Annotated in this window: 23 protein-coding genes; 16 read left to right on the forward strand and 7 right to left on the reverse strand. The window is 72.4% G+C overall.

Annotated features, from left to right (window positions below):
* Positions 1-1,386 carry an ApeA N-terminal domain 1-containing protein gene (locus ACR9E3_RS13125; RefSeq protein ID WP_460380708.1) on the forward strand — a complete coding sequence of 462 codons (1,386 nt, stop codon included), beginning with the start codon at positions 1-3 and terminating at the stop codon, positions 1,384-1,386.
* A 5-nt stretch (positions 1,387-1,391) separates the two neighbouring features.
* On the opposite strand, the gene ACR9E3_RS13130 is transcribed toward ACR9E3_RS13125, so the two are convergent.
* Positions 1,392-2,222 carry a hypothetical protein gene (locus ACR9E3_RS13130; RefSeq protein WP_460380709.1) on the reverse strand — a complete coding sequence of 277 codons (831 nt, stop codon included), beginning with the start codon at positions 2,220-2,222 and terminating at the stop codon, positions 1,392-1,394.
* Between the two features lie 166 nt (positions 2,223-2,388).
* Complete coding sequence (locus tag ACR9E3_RS13135) at positions 2,389-3,195, reverse strand: GntR family transcriptional regulator (protein ID WP_460380710.1); 807 nt, start codon at positions 3,193-3,195, stop codon at positions 2,389-2,391.
* Positions 3,196-3,319: 124 nt separating this feature from the next.
* On the opposite strand from ACR9E3_RS13135, the gene ACR9E3_RS13140 reads away from it, so the two are divergent.
* The 4 genes from ACR9E3_RS13140 to ACR9E3_RS13155 all read left to right on the forward strand — a co-directional run bounded on the left by ACR9E3_RS13140 (position 3,320) and on the right by ACR9E3_RS13155 (position 6,968).
* Positions 3,320-3,718, forward strand: a complete 399-nt coding sequence (locus ACR9E3_RS13140; RefSeq protein ID WP_460380711.1) for a hypothetical protein — start codon at positions 3,320-3,322, stop codon at positions 3,716-3,718.
* A 47-nt stretch (positions 3,719-3,765) separates the two neighbouring features.
* Entirely contained in the window at positions 3,766-4,032 is a 267-nt protein-coding gene (locus tag ACR9E3_RS13145) for a hypothetical protein (protein WP_460380712.1), read from the forward strand.
* Between the two features lie 276 nt (positions 4,033-4,308).
* Positions 4,309-5,244 carry a hypothetical protein gene (locus tag ACR9E3_RS13150; protein WP_460380713.1) on the forward strand — a complete coding sequence of 312 codons (936 nt, stop codon included), beginning with the start codon at positions 4,309-4,311 and terminating at the stop codon, positions 5,242-5,244.
* 728 nt (positions 5,245-5,972) lie between these two features.
* Positions 5,973-6,968 carry a protein rep gene (locus ACR9E3_RS13155; RefSeq protein ID WP_460380714.1) on the forward strand — a complete coding sequence of 332 codons (996 nt, stop codon included), beginning with the start codon at positions 5,973-5,975 and terminating at the stop codon, positions 6,966-6,968.
* On the opposite strand, the gene ychF is transcribed toward ACR9E3_RS13155, so the two are convergent.
* On the reverse strand, positions 6,913-7,998 hold the full coding sequence (gene ychF / locus ACR9E3_RS13160; RefSeq protein ID WP_460380715.1) for a redox-regulated ATPase YchF: 1,086 nt from the start codon (positions 7,996-7,998) through the stop codon (positions 6,913-6,915). The genes ACR9E3_RS13155 and ychF overlap by 56 nt on opposite strands.
* An 85-nt stretch (positions 7,999-8,083) precedes the next feature.
* Between ychF and ACR9E3_RS13165 the strand changes: the two genes are divergently transcribed.
* The 3 genes from ACR9E3_RS13165 (at position 8,084) to ACR9E3_RS13175 (ending at position 10,811) form a co-directional block, all read left to right on the forward strand.
* The gene (locus ACR9E3_RS13165; protein WP_460380716.1) at positions 8,084-8,605 is read left to right on the forward strand and encodes a methylated-DNA--[protein]-cysteine S-methyltransferase; all 522 of its coding nucleotides are present in this window, start codon (positions 8,084-8,086) and stop codon (positions 8,603-8,605) included.
* A 16-nt stretch (positions 8,606-8,621) separates the two neighbouring features.
* Positions 8,622-9,794, forward strand: coding sequence for a DNA recombination protein RmuC (locus tag ACR9E3_RS13170; protein WP_460380717.1), 1,173 nt, complete (start codon positions 8,622-8,624; stop codon positions 9,792-9,794).
* Between the two features lie 102 nt (positions 9,795-9,896).
* Positions 9,897-10,811 carry a DUF6542 domain-containing protein gene (locus ACR9E3_RS13175; RefSeq protein ID WP_460380718.1) on the forward strand — a complete coding sequence of 305 codons (915 nt, stop codon included), beginning with the start codon at positions 9,897-9,899 and terminating at the stop codon, positions 10,809-10,811.
* Between the two features lie 318 nt (positions 10,812-11,129).
* On the opposite strand, the gene ACR9E3_RS13180 is transcribed toward ACR9E3_RS13175, so the two are convergent.
* The 4 genes from ACR9E3_RS13180 to ACR9E3_RS13195 all read right to left on the reverse strand — a co-directional run bounded on the left by ACR9E3_RS13180 (position 11,130) and on the right by ACR9E3_RS13195 (position 14,407).
* Complete coding sequence (locus ACR9E3_RS13180) at positions 11,130-11,531, reverse strand: hypothetical protein (RefSeq protein WP_460380719.1); 402 nt, start codon at positions 11,529-11,531, stop codon at positions 11,130-11,132.
* Positions 11,532-11,625: 94 nt separating this feature from the next.
* Positions 11,626-12,288 carry a response regulator gene (locus ACR9E3_RS13185; RefSeq protein ID WP_460380720.1) on the reverse strand — a complete coding sequence of 221 codons (663 nt, stop codon included), beginning with the start codon at positions 12,286-12,288 and terminating at the stop codon, positions 11,626-11,628.
* A complete protein-coding gene (locus ACR9E3_RS13190; RefSeq protein ID WP_460380721.1) occupies positions 12,285-13,001 on the reverse strand; it encodes a sensor histidine kinase in 717 nt (238 codons plus the stop codon). Before ACR9E3_RS13190 ends, ACR9E3_RS13185 begins: the two co-directional genes overlap by 4 nt.
* A 425-nt stretch (positions 13,002-13,426) precedes the next feature.
* The gene (locus tag ACR9E3_RS13195) at positions 13,427-14,407 is read right to left on the reverse strand and encodes a 4-hydroxy-3-methylbut-2-enyl diphosphate reductase (protein ID WP_460380722.1); all 981 of its coding nucleotides are present in this window, start codon (positions 14,405-14,407) and stop codon (positions 13,427-13,429) included.
* Positions 14,408-14,505: 98 nt separating this feature from the next.
* On the opposite strand from ACR9E3_RS13195, the gene ACR9E3_RS13200 reads away from it, so the two are divergent.
* From ACR9E3_RS13200 to ACR9E3_RS13235, 8 genes are all read left to right on the forward strand, one after another.
* Positions 14,506-15,084 (forward strand): lipid droplet-associated protein, encoded by a 579-nt coding sequence (locus ACR9E3_RS13200; RefSeq protein ID WP_460380723.1) that lies wholly within the window; start codon positions 14,506-14,508, stop codon positions 15,082-15,084.
* Between the two features lie 16 nt (positions 15,085-15,100).
* Positions 15,101-16,378 carry an exodeoxyribonuclease VII large subunit gene (xseA, locus tag ACR9E3_RS13205; RefSeq protein ID WP_460380724.1) on the forward strand — a complete coding sequence of 426 codons (1,278 nt, stop codon included), beginning with the start codon at positions 15,101-15,103 and terminating at the stop codon, positions 16,376-16,378.
* Entirely contained in the window at positions 16,375-16,608 is a 234-nt protein-coding gene (locus ACR9E3_RS13210) for an exodeoxyribonuclease VII small subunit (RefSeq protein WP_460380725.1), read from the forward strand. Before xseA ends, ACR9E3_RS13210 begins: the two co-directional genes overlap by 4 nt.
* A gap of 95 nt (positions 16,609-16,703) precedes the next feature.
* A complete protein-coding gene (locus tag ACR9E3_RS13215; RefSeq protein ID WP_460380726.1) occupies positions 16,704-17,972 on the forward strand; it encodes a hypothetical protein in 1,269 nt (422 codons plus the stop codon).
* 205 nt (positions 17,973-18,177) lie between these two features.
* A complete protein-coding gene (glpX, locus tag ACR9E3_RS13220) occupies positions 18,178-19,245 on the forward strand; it encodes a class II fructose-bisphosphatase (protein ID WP_460380727.1) in 1,068 nt (355 codons plus the stop codon).
* Between the two features lie 95 nt (positions 19,246-19,340).
* The gene (locus ACR9E3_RS13225; protein WP_460380728.1) at positions 19,341-19,883 is read left to right on the forward strand and encodes a L,D-transpeptidase; all 543 of its coding nucleotides are present in this window, start codon (positions 19,341-19,343) and stop codon (positions 19,881-19,883) included.
* 39 nt (positions 19,884-19,922) lie between these two features.
* Entirely contained in the window at positions 19,923-21,341 is a 1,419-nt protein-coding gene (locus tag ACR9E3_RS13230) for a class II fumarate hydratase (RefSeq protein WP_460380729.1), read from the forward strand.
* Positions 21,341-22,849, forward strand: a complete 1,509-nt coding sequence (locus tag ACR9E3_RS13235; RefSeq protein WP_460380730.1) for an ATP-dependent DNA ligase — start codon at positions 21,341-21,343, stop codon at positions 22,847-22,849. The genes ACR9E3_RS13230 and ACR9E3_RS13235 overlap by 1 nt, the downstream gene beginning before the upstream one ends.
* Positions 22,850-22,954 lie beyond the last annotated feature (105 nt).

Consider the following 22,954-nt stretch of genomic DNA (forward strand, 5'->3'; position numbering starts at 1 on the left):
ATGAGCGATAGCGAGCACCCTACATCGTATGAGGGCACGTGGTGGGCACCAGCATTCGATCTCCCTCCGGTAGGCGGAAGCTATACACCGAGCCAAGTCGACGGGCTTAGAGTCTTTGGGTCGCTTCTGCCCGCGGGTTACGAAAGGCTCTTCTGGGATTCTTCCCCCATTCTTGGAAATTCAGCGGGGCGAAAGATAACCTTGCTCGGCTGCACACTTGGCGGTACGCGAACAATTGGACGCACGGTTAGCGAAACGAAGGTCCACGCGTCGACCGCCGTGATCGGCGCACATTTCGAGGATGAGGATGCTGCAAAGTTTCACGCCGCATCGCTTGATCTTGACGGCCTAGCAATTCTGGCTGACTCACCGGAGTTCGACTGGGATTACACCGACGAGGAGTCCGAGACAGTTGCCTTCCAGCGAGCTCCGGACCACGTTGCGAACCTACCTGAGGGTGGCAAGGTCACCCTGCGGGACGGAATAGTCGGTCGCCGAACACTATGGCTCGTTGACTGGCGTCGGCGCCCGAATCTCCATGTAGAGTTCGGCAGAGACTTGTCGATTGAGGAGATCGAACACGGTCTTATCCGACCTCTACGCTATTTAGTTTCGTTGGCATCCGACCGCGAGTCACTGGTCACCAGCTTCGCAGTCTTCCATCGTGATCATCGATATGAGCACATAGATCACGAGATACCGCTAACGGTACGCGGCTACGGCGAGAAGACTGAGAACTCCAGTGTTGACAACGACCGTCATCGGCGAGTAATCGATATTCAGGAGATGCCCTTTGATAGATTGATTCCCAAATGGTTCCGGCTTTCGACGCGACTCGGTCCGGTGCTGGATCTAATCTTCTCATCTGACGGCGCATCCGGGTACATTGAAAATCAGTTTTTCGATCTCGCGACAGCAGTAGAAGGATTCTACGAGGTAGAACTCCGGCGTAAGACCGATGCGCTCCGCCCTGAGGAGGCCGCCGTTATGCGGGAGCTCATAGAAGCAGCGCCCCCCGCACACAAGGAATGGGTCAAGCGAAGACTGCGCCGGGTCGAAGATGTCACTTATGCGGAGAAGGTTCAAAGTCTCATCGAGTATTGCGGCACCTGGCTCTACAGCCACATAGGCTCATCGGGGTCATGGCAAAACGCAGTTGCGCGGAAACGAAATAGCTTCGCGCACCCCACTAGCGATGACAGTCTCTTCGCCGACCATATCCTTACGGGCCGACTTCGCGCGAACTTGACTGTCATTCTTCGCCTTGCACTTCTCCGACTTCTCGGAGCGTCCCAAAATAAATGCGAGGAGTACTTCCGCGGGACGTTCGCCTGGCGTGACTCGTTTGCTGTAGGCCCACGCGACTTCCCGGAAATTTACACTTAGCCCGATCAATCAGAGACGACGTCCTTGAAGAACTGTCGGCACTCAGAAAGCAGTCTTGGAACGTCATCTCCAAGCGTAAGTACACGGCCACCGTAGCTCACTGCCTCCTCCGTCAGGAGCCTGGGGTGATCGAAAATCGTCAATGCTTCAGCGGGGCTCTGCCGACGCGCACGGCCAGTCGCCCGCTCGTCAATGTGCTCGAAGGCGTCGCGAATCTCTTTGAGAGCGTCAGCCTTCGCCGCGACCAAGGTGGGGATGGCCCGCTGAGCACTGGATGAACTAGGTAAGGTTCGTCCACACCATTGAACCATGTGCACGAGCCTTCCAAGCGCGATCATGAGACTCTCGACTCGAGAGATCAACCGGAAACTCAATTGTCTCCGCACGGGCGCGCCCTCGGCGTCGTGGAGTTCGTCGAGGTCGTCCAGCACTTGAGCGAGGAGATCGAGCGCAATATCGTGTCGTCGGGCTGCGGCGAGGACGTACCGCTCGCGAGCCTCGAGACTTTGATCGCAGAAACGAAGCCAAGTCCAAAGCACCGGCGTGAGCGGAGTCGGGCCGACTCGATCTTGCCTCTCGAAGTCGTCGATGGCGTCAAGCTCGATGACCACGGCGCCGTCCTCGAAGGTCACGTCCCCACCAGGAATCGGATGGACGCGACGCCCGTCGTCGTACTCGCCATGCCCGAGCGTGCGAGCATAGACAGTGTCACCCTCCTCTCGAACCTGAACGATTCGCTGAGGGAATAGGTAGCCGTCGTCACCTACCGCGGTCATGTGGTGGGACGTGTGACTCAGGGCAAGCATAACCACGGGCGGCTTGTCGCCCTCGAACACTTCTACAGGGGGCGGATCGGCGTCACATGGGTCGACCTGACGCACCAAAGCGTAATCGTCCATTCGTCGATGGAGCATTACGCGGACCGATGCTCCATCGACCTCAGCCGAGTCGAAATACCCGATAACCTGCCTGTTTGCCGACACGGTGGCCCCGCTCCCTCGCCTACGTCGCCGGCAGCTCGTAGTGCAGCTCCCAACGGTCACCGACTGCCGTGATGAAGTTGACCTCGACAGGCGCCGGCTCGGGCCGCCCCTCACTCGTGGCGTAGGCGACGCGGCGGATCAGCAGCACGTTGTCCTTGAAGCCGATGCGGAGCAGGCTCGCCTCGTCCTCCGCGGCTCGCCCGATGCGGACCACCTCGGAGTAGCTGGTCATCGTGTAGCCGGCCTCTTCCAGCCGTCGGTACATGCCGCCGGGCCCGGTGTTGACCTCCTGGATGGCTGGCACGTCGTCGGCGACCTCGCCCGGGATGTAGCTCGTCGCCAGCTGGGCCGGCTCGCCGTCCATGAAGTGCACGCGGTCGCGGATCAGCACGGGATGGCCGGGCTCGACGCCGAGAAAGCCGGCGACCTCCTCGGTAGCTGTGCCGACGGAGACCTCGGTTTCGGACCAGTGGCGTTCGGTCTCGGCGTGGGTGTCGGCTGGCGTGTCGTAGGCGTCGGAGCTGAACGTCCCGCGGCCGGCGTCGCGCTCGGCCTTGCTGAGGCGGTTCCGGGACATGCGTCGGATGGGCCGGACGGTGCGGACGTACCAGCCTGAGCGGGGCAGCGGGTAGACGAGGCCTTCGACCTGGAGCTCGTGCATGGCCGCGGCGATGGTGCGGTCGGCGGACTTGAGCTCGTCGACGAGCTGGCGGCGCCCGGGCAGACGCGAGCCCGGGGCGTACTGACCGCTGAGGATGCGCTCGCGCAGGGTCTGAGCGACCTCCTGCCATGCCCACTGGTCGAGCGGCTTGTTCTTGCTACTCACCACTCCACGCTATCTCCGACTGGTGCCCACCAGTTCACACCGGGCCATACGGATCGCCTGGTTGACACCAGTTGTGCTAGTCTGGTTGACACCAGATTGAAGCGCCTGAGGAGAACAGCCGATCATGATCCGCACCCTTCCGATCGCCGCCGAGATGCTGAACCTCGTCTCGGCGGGACAGCCCGAGCCCGTCATGGTCTGGGAGGACCAGAACGGTCGCCGCGTCCTCACCGACCGGCAGGAGCACGACAGCGAGACCGGCGAGCCCATCTGGACCTGCTACGTCATGCCGATGGGCACCGAGCGTCCCGAGGTGCTCCAGCTCCGCGTCCCCGCTCGCCAGCAGCCAGTCCTGACGCAGTTCGGCCCGGTTGCCGTCGACAACCTCACCGTGAACGTCCGCGTGGACCGTGCGGGCAAGCTCGCCCAGTACTGGTCCGCCGCCGGGATTCGCGACGCTGCCCAGCCTGGGAAGCGCAACGGCCACGCGGAGCACAAGCAGCCCGAGGGGCAGTCGGCATGACCGCCTCCCCGCCGCGGCCGCGGGGCGCTCGACGCGTCGAGGTGGCGATGGACTCCCGCCGTGTCGTGCTGACGCGTTCCGGCGGCCCAGCGATGGCGTCGGGCAGCTCGGTCGCCTACACGGTCAACCTCGACAGCCGCTGGGTCGGCTGGGTGTACGACGAGCGCCCCTGGCTCGGGCACACCCACGGCGGCCGCCGCTGGTGCGCCGCATGGCGCGAAGTCGACGACACCGCCGCCCGTTGGCGCGGCGAGGACTACCGCACCCGGGCCGCCGCCCTCGCTGCGCTCCTCGACGTCGCGGGCATCGCCTGACACGCCCTTCCCCACCCACGGGCCCCGGCCGTCTTCCCCTCGGCCGGGGCCCGGCTCCACCGGCTCCGGAGGTCGGCCGTGGCTCTGCTCTCGCGACGCCGTGAGGCACGCTCGGAACTCTGGCTCGCACGTGATCGGCTGAGCGGGTTCGCGCCGGCCTGGCGCTCGGCGTGCGAGGGCGCTGGGCTCTCACAGTCGGTCGACACACCGTCAGGCACGACCGTCAGCATCCCGACCCTCTGCGACGTCGGAGCCGGCGCGGAGCCTGTGCTGACCGTGCGCCTCCTCCCCGGGCAGCTCGCCGCGGACGTCACCGCTGTCGCGCCCCGCCTCGCTCCCGCCCTCGGTGCGGCTCGCCTCGTGGTCGAGCCGCGGGGGCTGATGTACATCCGCCTGCACCTGCTGAGCGCCGATCCGCTCGACGAGGTCGTGACGCTGGTGCCGTCGGCACCGCCCGGCCTCGTCGGCTACAGCGAGCACGGCCAGGCCGTCGTCGAGCCCGTCCATCGCCGGCCCCACGCGGTGTGTCAGGGCCAGACCCGGTCCGGCAAGTCCATGTGGACGTATGGCCAGCTCTCGGCCATCGCCGGGACTCCGGACGTCCTCGTCGCTGGCATTGATCCGACCGGCCTGCTCTGGCGTCCCTGGTCCGACTCACGGCATGCGGAGTGGCAGGTCTCAGGGCTCTCCGAGGACCTGGGCGAGCATCTCGACCTGCTCGTCCGGCTCTGCGCCGAGATGGACCGCCGGCTGTCGGTGATGCCGGCCGGTCACGACGTCCTGCCTCTCGACGCGGACACTCCGGCCGTCGTCGTCGTGCTCGAGGAACTCGCCGGGCTCTACCGCGTCGCCGACATGCAGGACCGCAAGACCGGCACTCGCATCCGGATGCTGGTCGGACGGCTCCTGGCCGAGGGCCACAAGGTCGGCTTCCGCTGTCTGCTGATCGTCCAGCGTGCCGACGCCGCGGTGATCGACGGCCTGTCGCGGGCTCAGTGCGGGCTGCGCGTGAGCTTCTCGGTCTCGGACGCGGAGGCCGTGCGGATGCTGCACCCGGCTGCGGTCGACGTCTCCGACGTCCTTGGGGCGCTGCCCGGCGTGGGGCTCCTGACCGCTCCCGGTGTGTCGCTGCTCCGCTTCCGGGCTCCGCTGCTCTCCGGCGGGTACGGCGAGTACTGCGCCCGGGTGTCCGAGGCGGTGGGCCGTGCCTGAGCCCGTGCCGGTCGCTGACCTCTACGCCGACGTCATCGCCGCTCTGGTCGATGCGGCCCCGCCGCTGACCGGCGAGCAGCGCGACCGGCTCGCGTCCTTGCTGCGGTACCAGCCGCACGTCCCGGCTCCAAGGGCTCCCCGTTCCGTCGCGTCGGCGCGCTTGCGCTCGCGTGGGTTGTCGGCCGGGTCAAGCGCCACCCCGAGCCCGTCGGACGACCTCATGACCAAGCGGGGCGCTTGACGTGGCCGGCGTTCCGCGCGACCCCTCGGGGGCCGACGTGACGGGGCGGGGAGACCGCGCCGCTCCTCCCCCATTCCGGAGCGAGCGCCCCCCGGAGGGTTCTCGTGGTTCACCTGGTGGCACGCCGACCTGCCCGGCTCGTCCTGAGGCGGCGCGCGGCGGGCGCGGGTCGAAGACAGGAGCGCAGCGCCGCGCGCGCGGCGCCGAAGGCGCCGCCGCGGCCCCGTCCGGCACCGCTCTTGGTGGCTACGCAATTACCTCTTCCCGGGACGCTGACGACGGTGGTCGGGAGGGCGTGGATGCGGCTCTGAGCGCCCGCCTGCGACGTGCCGAACGGTGGTCGCTGCTGGAACGGGCCCGGCCGGTGTCGAGCCTCTCGCGTCTGCGTCAGTGCCGTCGGACGACCATCACGGGAACGGGCGGTCCGACCCTGCGGGTGTCGTCCCAGCGAGGGGCTGGCTACGCGGGACTGTCCACGTGCGGGAGCGTGTGGGCCTGCCCCTGCTGTGCCGCGAAGATCGCTTCTCGTCGCGCGGAGGAGCTGGCCGACGTCATGGCGGCCGTCCATCGCTCCGGCGGGTGCGCCTACCTCGTGACGTACACGATGCGGCACCACCAGGGCCAGCGTCTCGCGACCCTCTGGGACGCCGTCAGCGCAGCCTGGGGCGCGGTGACCTCCGGCAAGGCGTGGGTCGCGGACCAGCGCGGCATGCTCGGCTGGGCTCGCGTCGTCGAGATCACCCACTCCCGACGATCCGGTTGGCACGTGCACGTCCACGCGCTGCTGGCGTGGTCCGATGACATCGACGAGGACCAGGCCCAGCGCGTCGCCTTCCGTGGGTGGCAGCGTTGGGACCGCGCGCTGCGCCGTCGCGGGCTCGACTCGACGCCGGTCCACGGTGTCGACGCCCGGCGCATCCGGGTCGGCGCGGAGGGCCTCGGGGACTACTTCACCAAGGCGGCGCGGGAGGTCACCGCCGCATACGCCAAGGAGTCCACCGGCGGCCGGACGCCGTTCGCGATCCTCCGCGACGCCGTCGAGACGTACGCCGCTGACGACGTCTCGCTGTTGTGGGAGTGGGAGCAGGCCAGCCACGGCCGGCGCCAGCTCACGTGGTCGACCACCGAGCGGATGGACCTTCGCCGCTTCGCCGGGCTCCGGCGGGAGCAGACCGACGAGGAGATCGCCGCCGAGGACCAGGGCGGCGACGACATGATCGCTCTCGGCCCCGAGGCGTGGGACCACATCAGCCGCGCCGGTCAGGCGTCCGAGCTGCTCGACGTCGCCGAGATCGGCGGCATCAGCGGGGCGACGGCGTGGCTCGATCGTCGCGGCCTACCGTGGGCTCCTGCTCGTGCTGCCGACCGTCGCCGGTCGGAGCGGTTCCGGCCGCCGCGCTGGACCACCGAGGCGCGAACGCTGCTCGCTAAGAGCGAGATGGTGATCCGTGGCGGAACTCGACGACGTCGCCGTCGTGCATGACGTAGTCCTTGCCCTCCATGCGGACCTTGCCCGCGGTCTTGGCCGCGTTCATCGACCCGGCCACGACGAGGTCGTCGTAGGACACGATCTCGGCCTTGATGAAGCCCTTCTGGAAGTCGGTGTGGATCACGCCGGCGGCCTCGGGCGCGGTGGCGCCGATCCGGATCGTCCAGGCGCGCGACTCCTTGGGGCCCGCGGTCAGGTACGTCTGCAGGCCGAGGGTGCGGAACCCGGCGCGGGCCAGGGCGTCGAGACCCGGCTCCGGCTGGCCGATCGACTCGAGCAGCTCCAGCGCCGACTCCGTGTCGAGCTCGAGGAGCTCCTGCTCGACCTTCGCGTCGAGGAACACCGTCTCGGCCGGGGCGACGAGCTCGGCGAGCTCCTTGCGCCGCGCGTCGTCGGTGAGCACCGGCTCGTCGGCGTTGAAGACGTAGAGGAACGGCTTGACCGTCATGAGGTTCAGCTCGCGCAGCCGCGGCGAGTCGAGCCCCGCCGAGAAGAGCGTCCGGCCCTCGTTCAGCACGGACTGCGCGTGCTGGATCTCGTCGACGGCGGCCTTGGTCTCCTTCTTGACCCGCGCCTCCTTCTCGAGGCGCGGGAGGGCCTTGTCGATCGTCTGCAGGTCGGCGAGGACGAGCTCGGTCGCGATCGTCTCGATGTCGGCCGCGGGGTCGACACGCCCGTCGACGTGCACGACGTCGTCGTCGGCGAACACCCGCACGACCTGGCAGATCGCGTCGGCCTCGCGGATGTTGGCCAGGAACCTGTTGCCCAGCCCGGCGCCCTCGCTCGCCCCCGAGACGATCCCGGCGATGTCCACGAACGACACCGTCGCCGGCACGATCTTCTCCGACGAGAACATCTCCGCGAGACGGTCGAGGCGGGGGTCGCGCAGGGGGACGACGCCGACGTTGGGCTCGATCGTGGCGAAGGGGTAGTTCGCGGCGAGGACGTCGTTGCGGGTCAGGGCGTTGAACATCGTCGACTTGCCCACGTTGGGCAGGCCGACGATGCCGAGGGTCAAGCTCACGGGATCCCAGTCTGCCAGCGAGGGATCCGTGAGGGCCCCGGCGGCGTCCAACCAGGGTGACGACCGTTCTCACCCGGAGGTTCCCGTGCCCGCTCTCGCCACCGTGCCCACCGTGCTCGGCCCGTTCACCACCCTCGTCGACGACGAGGGCGTCGTCCTCGCGTCGGGCTGGACCGACGACGTCGACGCACTCCTGGCACCGGTCCACGCCGAGCTGCGGCCCACCGACCCCGCACGCCGCACCGACCTCGGCGACGTCACCCGGGCGGTCACCGCCTTCCACGACGGCGACCCCGCGCCGGCGGCCGCGGTACCGGTGCGCCAGATCAGCGGGCCGGCCACGACCGCGATCTGGGACCGGATGCGCCTCGTGCCGCCCGGTCACCCGACGACGTACGGCGAGCTCGCCGAGGCGGCCGGGCACCCGCGCGGCCACCGCCTCGCGGCACGGGCGTGCGTGCGCAATGCGGCCACACTCTTCGTGCCGTGCCACCGCGTGCTGCGCCGCGGCGGCGGGCTCGGCGGCTACCGCTGGGGTCTCGAGACCAAGGACCGGCTGCTCGCGATGGAGGCGTCCTGGCTTCCGGAGGCGTTGTCGGGGGTGTGATCCATCCTGCGTGACCATGACGGTGGACGGGGTGCTCGTCGGGCTCCTGCTGGGGCTGGCGATCGGCGCGGTGATCGGCGCGTGGGTGGCGCTGCGCCTGGCCCGGGCGTGGCGCGACGCGGCGGTCTCGGACGCGGTGCGCCGCGCCGGGGCCGAGGTGGCCGCCGCTCGCGCCGAGCTCGACGCCGAGCGTCGCGGGGCCGGCGAGCGCGAGCGCGCGCTGAGCCCCGCGGTCCGCGCGGCGTCGACGGAGGCGCTGGACCGCGTGCTCGAGCCGGTCGCCGCGACGCTGCAGCGCATGGAGCGGCAGATGGCCGGCGCCGAGCGCGATCGCGAGACGGCGTTCGCCTCGCTGCGCGAGCAGGTCGGCGCGGTCGCCGCCGGCGCGCAGGGCGTGGCGGGCGAGACGCGGGCGCTGGCCGGGGCCCTGCGCTCCCCCCACGTGCGCGGACGGTGGGGCGAGCTCCAGCTCGAGCGGGTGGTCGACCTCGCGGGCATGGTCGAGCACTGCGACTTCACGCGGCAGGCGCACGCCCGCGGCCAGGACGACGAGGGCGCTCAGCGGCCCGACCTGGTGGTGCACCTCGCCGGGGGCAAGCAGGTGGTCGTCGACGCGAAGGTCCCGTTCACCGCGTACCTCGAGTCCACCGAGGCCCGCGACGACGACGCCCGGCGCGAGCGCGTGGCGGCCCACGCCAAGCAGGTGCGCGCGCACGTCGACGCGCTGGGCGCCAAGGCCTACTGGCGCCGCTTCGACCCGTCGCCGGAGTTCGTCGTCATGTTCGTGCCCGGCGAGGTGTTCCTCTCCGCGGCGCTCGAGGCCGACCCGGCGCTGCTCGAGCACGCCTTCGGTGTGGACGTCGTCATCGCCACCCCGACGACGCTCATGGCGCTGCTGCGCACGGTGGCCTACGCCTGGCGGCAGGAGGCCCTGGCGCGCAACGCCGCCGAGGTCCACGCGCTGGGCCGCGAGCTGCACGGGCGGCTGGCGACCATGTCCGGTCACCTCGCGCGGCTGGGCCGCTCGCTCGACGGGAGCGTGCGCTCGTTCAACGAGACGGTCAGCTCGCTGGAGTCCCGGGTGCTGGTCAGCGCCCGGCGCTTCGCCGACCTGTCGGTGACGACCGCCGAACTGGAGGGCCCCGAGCAGGTCGAGCGCCGGCCGCGAGCCCCCGCGGAGACCGACTGACGGGGCCCGTCCGTCGTCCGACCCGGTGGTCCACGTCACGACCTCTGCGGGCGCCCGTGGCGGGATGACGGTCGGTCACCGAACGCCCGCTAGCGTTGAGGGGTGACCAGTACACGGGACGACACCGCGTCCCCCGGGGCGGTCGGCCCCGGGGAGCGCTCCGTCGTGCGGTCACTGCGGGGTCTGCGCTGGTGGGGCTCGCTCGCGCTGGCCGCCGTGCTCACGGGCGCCGGGATCGCCGTCGACATGCTGACCTCGGGCGAGCTCGGGGTCGTGTTCACCGCCTGTTTCGCCGGCGGGTGCATCCTCGCGACGGCCTGGGCACGGCGCGACTCGCTGTTCGTCCCGCTCGTGCAGCCGCCGCTGCTGCTCGCGGTGGGGGTGCCCGTCGTGGTCGCCGCGACCGGGGGTCTGTCCCGCGCGCGGGGCACCGCGTCGGCGCTGCTCGCCATCGGCGGGCCGCTCGTGAACGCCTTCCCGACCCTGGCGATCACCACCGCGGTCAGCCTCGCGCTCGGCTTCGTCCGCACCCGTCTCGAGCCCTACCGGCGCGCCGACGACGACCTCGACCCCGACGCCCGCCCCGCCCGCGACCCCCGGGACCGCGACCCCCGCGACCGCGACCGCGACCCACGCGACCGCCCGCCCCGCGATCGGCCGCCGCGCGAGCCCCGCGACCGGGACCCGCGGGACCGCGACGCCCGGGATCGCGACGCCCGGGACCGCGACCCGCGGGAGCGTCGACCGCGGGAGCCCCGCGACCGTGACCCGCGGGATCGGGACCCCCGCGACCGCGACCCCCGCGACCGCGACCCCCGGGACCGGGACCCCCGCGACCGCGACCGCGACCGGGAACCGCGCGACCGCGGCAAGCGCGTGCCCGTCGAGGCGCGTCCGGCCCGCGAGAGCCGCGACGGCCGGCGCCGTCCCTCACGCCCCGACGACCCGGACGACGAGTTCGGCCCCGGTGTCCGTCGTGTCCCCCGTCGCGTCGACGGCCCCGACACCCCGCGCTGACCCGTTCGTCACCGGCAAGATCTCGGTCTGGTGAGCGAACGCTCCGCTGAGCGGAACGATTGCTCACCAGGTCCGGATCTCACAGGCTCGGGCCAGGCCGCGGACATCACGAGCACCTCATCGACGCCGCGAGGTGAACCGGGGTGGATGGCGCGCTCCTGATCTCCGTCCGACTCTGACCCGCCCCGCCCCGCCCCGCCCCGCCCTGATGATCAACGGGGACTTCGCGCGCATAGAAGCAGCGAACAGCGCGTTCGCTGCATCCACGCCGACCCCGCATCCACGCCGACCCCGCATCCACACCGACCCCGCGCACACTCAGCAGCGCGCGTACTCGCGGCGGCGCAGGAGCATCGCGCCGAGCATGGTCAGGAACATCAGGACGTGGCCGCCCATCATCAGGGCCTCGCCGGAGATCGCGCCGAGCCCGTAGGGCACGAGCAGGACGACGAACGGCGCGACCATCGCCGCCGACATCTCGACGATCAACCGGGGTCGGTGGCGCCGGATCGTCATCCAGATGGCCATGCCGATCGTCATGTCCGCGGCCATGCTCAGGGCGTTGACCGCCTGGCTGATCGTCCACGCCTCGGGCACCAGGGGCGGGAGCAGCACCATGCCGACGATCATCGCGGCGACCATCTCGAGATAGTGGCCGGCGAAGCGGAGCACGGGGCGCCGGCGCGGGCCGGCGGTGGTGGTGGTGACGGTGGCGCTCATGGCAGGTCCTCCTCAACGGTCTGGCGACGAGGACGAGCATCGCGAGCCGGCGGGCCGGAGCCCCGTGCCGAAGGTCATGGCCCCGGGTCACGACCTACAGGAGGTCGAGGGCGCGGGCGCGCAGGGCGGCCTGGGTGCGGTCGCGGGCTCCGAGCTTGCCGAGCACGTTCGTCACGTGGTTCTTCACCGTGCCCTCGGCGAGGTACAGCATCCCGGCGATCTCCCGGTTGCTGCGCCCGTCGGCGAGCAGCCGCAGCACGTCGGCCTCGCGCTCGGAGAGCGGCACGACGAGCGGCTGGGGCCGCGGGCCCGGCTCGTCCGGGGGCAGCCGCGCGACGCGGGCGACCACCTTCGCGGCCACCGAGGGCTCGAGCACCGCTCCGCCCGCCGCGGCGGTGCCGACGGCCTCGACGAGCCGCGCCGACGAGACGTCTTTCAGCAGGTAACCGACGGCGCCCGCGCGCAGCGCGGCGAACACGTCCTCGTCGTCGTCGAACGTGGTCAGCGCGATGACGCGCACCGCCGGGTGCTCGAGGCGCAGCCGGCGCGTCGCCGCGACGCCGTCGAGCACCGGCATCCGCAGGTCCATGAGGACGACCTCCGGCGCCAGCTCGGCGACGCGGCGCAGGGCCTGCTCGCCGTCGCCCGCCTCGCCGACCACCACGATCTCGTCGTGCACCCCGAGCAGCGTCGCCAGCGCCTCGCGGAACAGGGCCTGGTCGTCGACGATCAGCAGGCGGACGGGGGACGCGCTCACGCCGGGATCTCCACGGTCAGCGTGCAGCCGCCCCCGGGCCCCGGCGCCAGCGACAGGCGCCCGCCGAGGTGCTCGGCCCGCTCGGCCAGCCCGAGCAGGCCCACCCCGTCGGACTCCGCCCGGGGCGGTCCGGCGCCGCGTCCGTCGTCGCGCACCTCCACCCGCACCGCCTCGGCGACGTAGTCGAGCACCAGCTCCGCGTGGTGCGCGCCGGCGTGCTTGCGGACGTTCGTCAGGCCCTCCTGCGCGGCCCGGAACAGGGCCTCGCGCGCGTCGTCGGCGACGCCCCGCTCGTCGCCGACCACCGTCAGCCGCGTCGGCAGACCGGCTGCGGAGCTCTCCTCGGCGAGCCCCTGCAGCGCGGTCGCGAGGGGCGGGACGACCCGCGGCTCACGCAGCGCCCCCACCGACCGCCGGACCTCCGCGAGCGCCTCCCGCGACTGGTCCTGGGCCTTCACCAACATCCCGTCGACGCCGTCGGGCGAGCCGCGCGACAGCAGCGCCCGCGCCGCCTGGAGCTGCATCGCGACGACGGTCAGCGAGTGCCCGAGCCCGTCGTGGATGTCGCGCGCGACCCGGTTGCGCTCCTGCGCGACGGCGAGGCGCTCGGCCTGTGCCGCCTGGTCACGCAGCTGCCAGTGGGCCTCGGTGAGCTCCGCGCGCATCGCCGTCTCCCGGCGCAGGAGCTCGGTGACGACGGCGGCGAACACCACCGCGACCAGCGTGCCGAGCCCTCGCGCAGCCCGTCCATGAACGGCATCCCGGTGTGCACCATCGGGACCATCGCGATGACGACGACCGTGACGGGCAGCGGCAGGAGCAGCACGCACTGGCTGACCAGCACGACGAGGAACAACGTCCCGCCCACGCCGGGTGCGAACGCGAAGACGACCGAGGCGAGCACCAGGCCGACCAGCACGTACGCCGCCGACCACCATCGCTGTCCACGGCGGCGGATCCACCAGAAGCCGAGCGTGGCCAGCACCGCGAACGCGACCCCGAGCGGGAGGACGACCACCGGGTCACCGCCGCCCACCACCCCGAGCACCAGGGTGAGCAGTGCACCCCCGGTGAGCAGGGACAGGGCCACGAGCACAGGGACACTGTGGAGCCCCCGCGCCCACGGGACAACGGTCCGTCACCGCACGGACTGCGGCGCCATGTCCCGTTTGAGCTCGCGGGGCAGCGAGAAGGTCAGCTTCTCGTTGGCCGTGGTGATCTCCTCGACGTCGGCGTAGCCGCGGTCGGCGAGCCAGTGCAGGACGTCGCCGACGAGGATCTCGGGCACCGACGCGCCGCTGGTGACGCCGACGGAGCGGACGCCGGAAAGCCACGCCTCGTCGATCTCGCCGGCGTGGTCCACGAGGTGGGCGTCGCTCGCACCGGCCTGCAGCGCGACCTCGACCAGGCGCACGGAGTTCGAGGAGTTGCGCGAGCCGACGACGAGCACGAGGTCGCACTCGGGCGCCATCTGCTTGACGGCGACCTGGCGGTTCTGCGTCGCGTAGCAGATGTCGTCGGACGGCGGGTCGGACAGCGCCGGGAAGCGCTCCCGCAGCGCCCGGACGGTCTCGAGGGTCTCGTCGACCGACAGCGTCGTCTGGGACAGCCAGATGACCTTCTCGGGGTCGCGCACGGTGACGTGCTCGACCGCGGACGGCCCGTCGACGAGCTGCACGTGCTCGGGGGCCTCCCCCGCGGTGCCCTCGACCTCCTCGTGGCCCTCGTGCCCGATCAGGAGGATGTCGTAGTCGTCGCGCGCGAAGCGCTTGGCCTCCTGGTGCACCTTCGTGACCAGCGGGCAGGTGGCGTCGACGGTGCGCAGCTCGCGGGACGCCGCCTCGGCGTGGACCGCCGGGGAGACCCCGTGCGCGGAGAACACGACGGTGGCGCCCTCGGGCACCTGGTCGGTCTCCTCGACGAACACCGCGCCGCGCTCGGCGAGGGTGTTCACGACGTGCCGGTTGTGGACGATCTCCTTGCGGACGTACACCGGTGCGCCGTAGGTCTCCAGCGCCTTCTCGACGGCGACGACCGCGCGGTCGACACCGGCGCAGTAGCCACGGGGCTTCGCGAGCAGGACGCGGAGGCCCTGCTCGCCGGAGTGCTCTGTGGACATGCGACCAGCCTACGGGCGACGAGCGTCACGGCCCGTCCGTGCGCACCCCGCCGTGGCCGTCCGCACACCGGGCGTCCGCGGCTGGCACCCTGTGGCGTATGAGTTCGCTCCCGTTCCCGGTGCGGGTCGCCGCTGGTCTCGTCGTCACCGCCGTCGAGGAGGCCAAGGATCTGCCGCGCACCGTCGCGGGCCTGCCCATCACCGCGGTGAGCCGCGTGCTGCAGCTCACGATGCGGGCCCAGCAGGTCGTGACCGAGCTGGCGATCAAGGGCGACGGCGCGCTCGACGGGGGGCGCCCGGTGGAGGAGGCCCCGTCCTGGGCCCGGTTCGACGACGACCTCCCCGAGGAGCTGCCCGCCCCGCGCGGCGCGTGGAGCCGGATCGACATCGACGACACCTCGCTCGAGCACTCCGAGCTCGCCGACACCCCCAAGCGCACCAACGGCCACGCGCCGGCGCTGGGCGTCGCGGGCGAGGGCGGCGAGACGGCGTCGGTGACCCCGGACGCGCTGCCGGGCTACGAGACGATGACGATCGCCCAGCTGCGCGGCAAGCTGCGCTCGCTGTCGGTGGAGCAGGTCGCGCAGCTGCTGGAGTGGGAGCAGGCGCACGGCGACCGCCCGCCGTTCGTCACGATGCTCTCCAACCGGATCGCGACGCTGAACGCCGAGTCCTGACCGCCCGCCCGTCACGGTGACCGCACCGCCGCCCACCAGCGCCGAGGAGCCCTGGCCGGTCCGCACCGTCGCCCGCAAGATCCAATCGTGGATCGACCGGCTCGGGGCGGTGTGGGTGGAGGGCCAGCTCACGCAGGTCACGGCGCGGCCGGGAACGGGCACGGCGTTCCTCGTGCTGCGCGATCCGGCCGCGGACGTCTCGCTCAACCTCACGGCGTCGACGGCGATGGTCCGCGGGGCCGTGCCGCCGCTGGCCGAGGGCGCGCGCGTCGTCGTCCACGGCAAACCGTCCTACTTCTTCGGCCGCGGCACGCTCTCGCTGCGCGTCGACGAGATCCGTCCCGTCGGCGTGGGCGAGCTGCTCGCCCGCATCGAACGGCTGCGCGCCCTGCTCGCGGCCGAGGGCCTGTTCGACGTCTCCCGCAAGCGGCGCCCGCCGCGCCTGCCCCGCTGCGTCGGCCTCGTCACCTCCCGCGCGAGCGCCGCCGAGCACGACGTCGTCACCGTCGCGACCTCCCGGTGGCCCGCGGTGCGGTTCCGCACCGTGAACACGCCGACCCAGGGCACGCAGGCGGTGCCGGAGATCCTCGACGCGCTCAGCGCGCTGGACCGCGACCCGGACGTCGACGTGATCGTCCTGGCGCGGGGCGGCGGGAGCGTCGAGGACCTGCTGCCGTTCTCCGACGAGGCGCTCTGCCGGGGCGTCGCCGCCTGCCGCACCCCGGTCGTCACCGCGATCGGCCACGAGCCCGACACCCCGCTGGTCGACCACGTCGCCGACGTCCGCGCCGCCACCCCGACCGACGCGGCGAAGCGGATCGTCCCCGACCTCGCCGAGGAGACCGCGCACCTCGCCCAGCTTCGCCGCCGCGCCCAGCGCGCCCTGCACGCGTGGGTGGAGCGCGAGGACGCCCGGCTCGCCGCCCTGCGCCGCCGGCCGGTGCTCGCCGACCCGCTCGGGCCGATCACCGCCCGCGCCGACGTGGTCGCACGGCTGCGCACCCGCGCCCGCCAGGTCGTCGAGACCGGACTCACCGCGCGCGAGGCCGACCTGCGCCACCGGCGCGCCTCGCTGACCGCCCTCGGCCCGGCCGCGACCCTCGCCCGCGGCTACGCGATCGTGCAGCACGGGGACGCCGTCGACGCGCCGGTCGTGCGCTCCGCGACCGCGCCGCTGCCCGGCGACGCCCTGCGCGTGCGGCTGGCCGACGGCGCCGTGCACGCGGTCGTGCGCGCCGATCCCGGGAACGACCCCGCCGACCCCGAGCACCGTCGGGGGTCCGGGGCAGGATGACGGACATGGCGCAGGACCCCGGCAGCGAGCCCGGTTACGAGGAGGCCCGCGACGAGCTCGAGGCCGTGGTCGCGAAGCTCGAGGCCGGCGGGCTGAGCCTCGAGGACTCCCTCGCCCTCTGGGAGCGGGGCGAGACGCTGGCGCGGGTGTGCGAGCGGCACCTCGCCGGGGCGCGCGAACGGGTCGAGACGGTGCTGCACGAGGCCGGCGACGCCGACGACGGGCAGTAGTCGGGCTCCAGCGGCGCCGTCGGCCGGGTGACGGCGGGCGACACCCGGGCGAGAACGACCCTCCGTGCGCGCGCGATGGAGCAGACTCGTCGGCCATGAGCAGCCCGTACACGCCCGGTGGCCCCGGGAGCCCCGCAGGCCCGGGCTCCGACGTCGACCGGGCGGTCTCCGGCGCCCACGCCGACTACCACCGCGAGATCCAGCAGCACACCGACCCGGACGGTCTCGTCGACGACGTCGTCACCTACCGGATGCTCGCGCCGCACCTCATGCGCACGCTGCTCTTCCTCGTCGCGCCGACCGTGCTGCTGCTCGTCAAGCTCGTCGTCGACTACCTCGCGTCGATGTCGTCGCCGGACGGCTTCACCGACGTCCTGTCGACGCTGCTCGGGCTGGTCGTCGTCGTCCTCTACCTCGCGGGGATCGCGTCGTTCTTCGCCCCCGCGAAGGAGCCGATCGCCGAGCACTCCCGGCTGCTGGAGAACCGTGGCGACGCGGCGACCGCCGCCGCCGAGTACGTCCGGCGCGCGGCCGAGGCCCGCCAGAGCCCCGCCGAGGTGCACCCGTCGACGGTGGCGGGCGTGCCGGTGCTGCTGTTCAGCCAGTACAGCGAGCGCGCCATGCTGCTCGTGCAGCCCTACGGGCGCGACCTGTACGTCGGCTGGACGATGTGGCGCTCGCGCTCGACCGCGACGCTGCTCGCGCACTTCCTGCGCGACACGTTCGGCCGGTTCGCCCCGGCGCCGCGCTTCTCCGCCGAGCTGCGCGCCGCGGCGACCCGGGCGCTGCGCGAGAGCGTGCACTCGCTGGCCCGCGAGGGCGTCGCGGCCGCGCTGACCGCGGGCGACGTCCCGGCCGCGCCGGACACCCAGCACCCGGCGCACGGCCCCCACCACGACCTCCGGTACGACATGCGCTCCGGCCCGATGCCGGCCGCGACCGGACCCTCGACCGCGGGCCGGGCAGCCGGGGCGCCGGAGACGCCCCAGCCGACCTACTCCCCGCCGCCGCCCGGACCCGGCCCGGCCTGGTGGGCGCCGAGCGACGAGCACGACGAGCACGACGGCGAGAGCGGCCGCGATGCTGGTCACGGGGCCGGTCGCGGGGCCGGTCGCGGCGACCCGCACCCGCCGGGTGCGCTCCCGGCGTCGACCGCCGACCACCAGGGCTGGACCCACGGCTGGCGCAGCCCCGCCCGCGGCGAGGATCGGGACGAGCGGGAGGACGAGCGCGTCGCGGTGCGGCGCGGCGGGGAGCGCGACAGCCCCGACGACGCGCGCGGCGCCACCCGCCGGGACCGCGACGATCACCCGCCGGTCGAGGCCGACGACGGCTGGGGGCCGCCGCCGCGCGACCGCTGGTGAGCCGACCGGCCGAAGCGCCGCCGTCGAGCGGCCGACACCGGTCACGGTGCCGCACCGATCCACCGGTGTGAGACGTCGTGCGTGACGGGCCCGCGGCCTGCCGGTTCTGCGAGGATGGCGGGCCCGACGGGCCGGGTAGCCCGAGCCGAATCCAGCAGGTCGGCCTCGCCCGACCCGATCCGACCCGCCCACGGAGGTGCACCCGGTGAGCTCGCAGGAAACCGTCCGGTCCCCCGAGCGGCCCGACCGCAACCTCGCGCTCGAGCTCGTCCGGGTCACCGAGGCCGCCGCGATGGCGGCCGGACGCTTCGTCGGCCGCGGTGACAAGAACGGCGGCGACGGTGCCGCGGTCGACGCGATGCGCAAGCTCATCGGCTCGGTGTCGATGCGGGGCACGGTCGTCATCGGGGAGGGCGAGAAGGACGAGGCCCCGATGCTGTTCAACGGCGAGGAGGTCGGCAACGGCGACGGGCCGGAGGTCGACGTCGCCGTCGATCCCGTGGACGGCACCACGCTGATGGCCAAGGGCATGCCGAACGCCCTCGCCGTGCTCGCCGTCGCCGAGCGCGGCGCGATGTTCGACCCGTCCGCCGTCTTCTACATGTCCAAGCTCGCCGTCGGCCCCGACTGCGCCGACGTCGTCGACATCGACGCGCCCGTGCGCGACAACCTGCGCGCGGTCGCCCGGGCCAAGGGCGTCAACGTCGCCGACGTGTCGGTGGTCGTGCTCGACCGACCGCGCCACGACCAGCTGGTGCAGGACATCCGCGACGCCGGCGCCCGCATCCGCTTCATCTCCGACGGCGACGTCGCCGGCGCGATCGCCGCGGCCCGCCCGGGCAGCGGGGTCGACATCCTGCTGGGGATCGGGGGCACGCCCGAGGGGATCATCACCGCGGCCGCGCTCGCCTGCATGGGCGGAGAGCTGCAGGCCAAGCTCTGGCCCAAGGACGACGCCGAGCGGGAGAAGGCGCTCGCCGCAGGCCACGACCTCGACCGCGTGCTGCGCACCGGCGACCTCGTGCGCGGGGAGAACATCTTCTTCTGCGCCACCGGCGTCACGAACGGTGACCTGCTGCAGGGCGTCCACTACCGCGCGGGCGGGGCGTCGACGCAGTCGCTCGTCATGCGCTCGAAGTCCGGGACCGTCCGGATGATCGACGCGTGGCACCGCCTCCACAAGCTGCGCGAGTACTCCAACGTCGACTTCGGGGCCGGCGACGAGGACGGCGCCGTCGCTCCGCACTGGGGGCAGGCGCACTCGACGCTGTGACGCGGCGCGTCGCACGGTCGGACTAGCACGCCACTGGGATGATCCCGCGTCACTCGGGGTAATCCGATGTGACCAGATCTTCCTCGGAGGCTCTCGTGTCGTTCCACGCGCGTCGGTCCACCCCGGCGGCCGCCGTCCTCGCCGTCCTGGCCTGCGTGCTCGGGGCCCTGATCGTGGGCGCCGGGAGCGCCGGCGCCGCACCGGGCGACCCGAGCCCGTCCGGGCCGGCGCCCGCGCGCCCGGTGGCCGACGCCCCCGCGCTCGGTCTGCTGCCGACCACCACCGCCGGGACGCCCTGCGACGCGGACGTGGATGCCTGCGTCGACCTCTCCGAGCAGCGCGCGTGGCTCACCGACGGCGCCGGGAACGTCACGTACGGGCCGGTCGGGGCGCTCGGGGGCACCCGCAAGTACCCGACGCCGACCGGCACGTTCTCGGTGGACTACAAGGACGCCGACCACGTCAGCAACCTCTACGACGCGGAGATGCCGAACTCGGTGTTCTTCGCGCCGGCCGTGGCGTTCCACCGCGGGAGCCTCTCGGAGCGCTCGCACGGCTGCATCCACCTCGGGCGCTCGGCCTCGCAGAAGTTCTTCACCGAGCTCTCGTCGGGGGACACCGTGCAGGTGGTCCCCTGAGCCCGGTGCGGGACCTGCCCCGGTGAAAGACTGCCGGGCATGACCGAGGAGCAGGAGTACCGGACCGAGCACGACACGATGGGTGAGGTCCGGGTGCCGGCCGCGGCGCTGTGGGCCGCGCAGACCCAGCGGGCCGTGGAGAACTTCCCGATCTCCGGCCGTCCCATAGAGCCTGCCCAGATCCGGGCCCTCGGCCTGGTCAAGGGTGCCTGCGCGCGGGTCAACAAGGACCTCGGGGTGCTCGACGCCGCCGTCGCCGACGCGGTCGCCGAGGCCGCCGACGAGGTCGCGAGCGGCGCGCACGACGGCGAGTTCCCGATCGACGTGTTCCAGACCGGGTCGGGCACCAGCTCGAACATGAACGCCAACGAGGTCATCGCGACGCTGGCCTCGCGCGCTCTGTCCGATGCCGGGGCTGGGCAGAAGGTCCACCCGAACGACCACGTCAACGCCTCGCAGAGCTCGAACGACGTGTTCCCGACGACGATCCACGTCGCGGCCGCCGAGGCGATCGTGCGCGACACGATCCCCGCGCTGGACCACCTCGGGGCCGTGCTCAACCGCAAGGCCCAGGACTGGCGGCACGTCGTCAAGTCCGGCCGCACGCACCTCATGGACGCCGTGCCGATCACCCTCGGCCAGGAGGCCGGCGGCTGGGCGAGCCAGACCAGCCACGGCACCGAGCGCCTGCGCGCCGCGCTCCCCCGCCTCGCCGAGCTCCCGATCGGCGGCACGGCCGTGGGCACCGGGATCAACACCCCGGAGGGCTTCGGCGGGAAGGTCGTCGAGCAGCTGCGCCAGGCCACCGGCATCCCCGAGCTCTCCGAGGCGCGCGACCACATCGAGGCCCAGGGCGCCCGCGACGGGCTCGTCGAGGCCTCGGGCGCGCTGCGCACCGTCGCCGTCAGCCTCTACAAGATCGCCAACGACGTCCGCTGGCTCTCCTCGGGCCCCTCGACCGGCCTCGCCGAGATCCGCATCCCGGACCTCCAGCCCGGCTCGTCGATCATGCCGGGCAAGGTCAACCCGGTGATCTGCGAGGCGACGATGATGGTCGCCGCCCAGGTCATGGGCAACGACGCGACCGTCGCGTTCTCCGGCAGCCAGGGCAACCTCGAGCTCAACGTCATGATGCCGGTGATGGGCTACAACGTCCTCGAGTCGTGCCGCCTGCTGGCCGCCGCCGCGCGCCTGCTCGCCGACCGCGTCCTCGAGAACACCGAGCCCGACGAGGATGCGTGCCGCCGCTACGCCGAGTCGTCGTCGGCGATCGTCACGCCGCTCAACCGCCTCATCGGCTACGAGGAGGCCGCGAAGATCGCCAAGCAGGCGATGAAGGAGCGGAAGACGATCCGCGAGGTCATCGAGGCCGAGGGCTACGTCCAGGACGGTCGGCTCACCCAGGAGCAGCTCGACACCGCGCTGGACGTGCTGGCGATGACGCGCGTGGATCAGTAGTGACCCTGCTGGGTGAGGTCGTCGCCGCGTCCGGCGAGGTGGCGGCGACCCGCTCGCGCAAGGCGAAGACCACGGCGCTCGCGACGCTGCTGGCGTCCCTCGACCCCGACGAGATCCGGCCCGCGACGGCCTGGCTCGCCGGCGAGATGCTCCAGGGCCGGACGGGCATCGGCTGGCGGACGCTGCAGGGGGTGTCGCCGGAGCCGGCGGAGACCTCGACGCTGACGGTCACCGACGTCGACGCGGCGCTCGACCGGCTCGCCGCCCTGGCCGGCTCCGGCACCGGGGTCGGGGCGCGGCGGGCCGAGGAGCTGGGGGCGCTCTTCGGCGCGGCGACCGGGGACGAGGGCCGCTTCCTGGTGCGCCTGCTGGGCGGCGAGCTCCGCCAGGGCGCGCTCGAGGGGATCATGATCGAGGCGGTGGCCGCGGCGGCGGAGGTGCCCGCCGACGCCGTGCGCCGCGCGTTCATGCTCTCCGGGCGGCTGCCGACCACCGCGTACACGGCGCTGACGGGGGGTGACCTGGGTGCCGTCGGGCTCGAGGTCATGCGCCCCGTCCGCCCGATGCTCGCCTCCCCCGGCGACTCGCTGGACGCGGCCCTGGCCGAGCTCGGGGCGCCCGACGGCGAGCCGGGCGTCGTCGTCGAGCACAAGCTCGACGGCGCCCGCGTCCAGGTGCACCGCCGCGGCGAGGAGGTCCGCGTCTGGTCCCGGACGCTGCACGAGATCACCGACGCCGTGCCGGAGATCGTGGCGCTGACCCGCACGCTGCCCGTGGAGACCGTCGTCCTCGACGGCGAGACCCTGGCCGTCGCCGAGGACGGGCGGCCCCGGCCGTTCCAGGAGTCGATGAAGGGCCTGGGCAGCGGCGCGATGCAGCCGTGGTTCTTCGACTGCCTGCACCGCGACGGCACCGACCTCGTCGACGAGCCCCTGTCGGTGCGCCGCGAGGTCCTCGCGGAGGTCGTCGGCGAGCGCCTCATCCCCGGCGTCGTCCGCCCGACCGTCACCCAGGCCGAGGCCGCCGTCGCCGACGCCCTGGCCGCCGGGCAGGAGGGCTCGATGGTCAAGGCCCTCGACTCGACCTACACGGCGGGTCGGCGCGGGCGCTCGTGGCAGAAGGTCAAGCCGTCGCACACGCTCGACCTCGTCGTGCTGGCGTGCGAGTGGGGCTCGGGCCGGCGGCGGGGGTGGCTGTCGAACATCCACCTCGGCGCCCGCGGGGCCGACGGGGACTTCGTGATGATCGGCAAGACCTTCAAGGGCATGACCGACGCGACGCTGACCTGGCAGACCGAGACGTTCCCACGGTACGAGACCCACCGCGACGCGCACACCGTGTACCTACGCCCCGAGATCGTCGTGGAGATCGAGCTCGACGGCGTCCAGACCTCCACCCGCTACCCCGGCGGCGTCGCCCTGCGCTTCGCCCGCGTCGTGCGCTACCGCGACGACAAACCGGCCTCGGAGGCCGACACGATCGACACGGTCCGGGACCTGCGGCTGTGAGGTGTTGCAGCGAACGTGGCGTTCGCTGCTTCTAGGCGCCGAAAGTCCCCGTTGATCTGTGAGCGTGTCGGTCAGCGGTTCCGGTCTGGTCCGCTACCAGGCTCG

The sequence above is a fragment of the Actinomycetospora sp. C-140 genome (assembly GCF_054796175.1).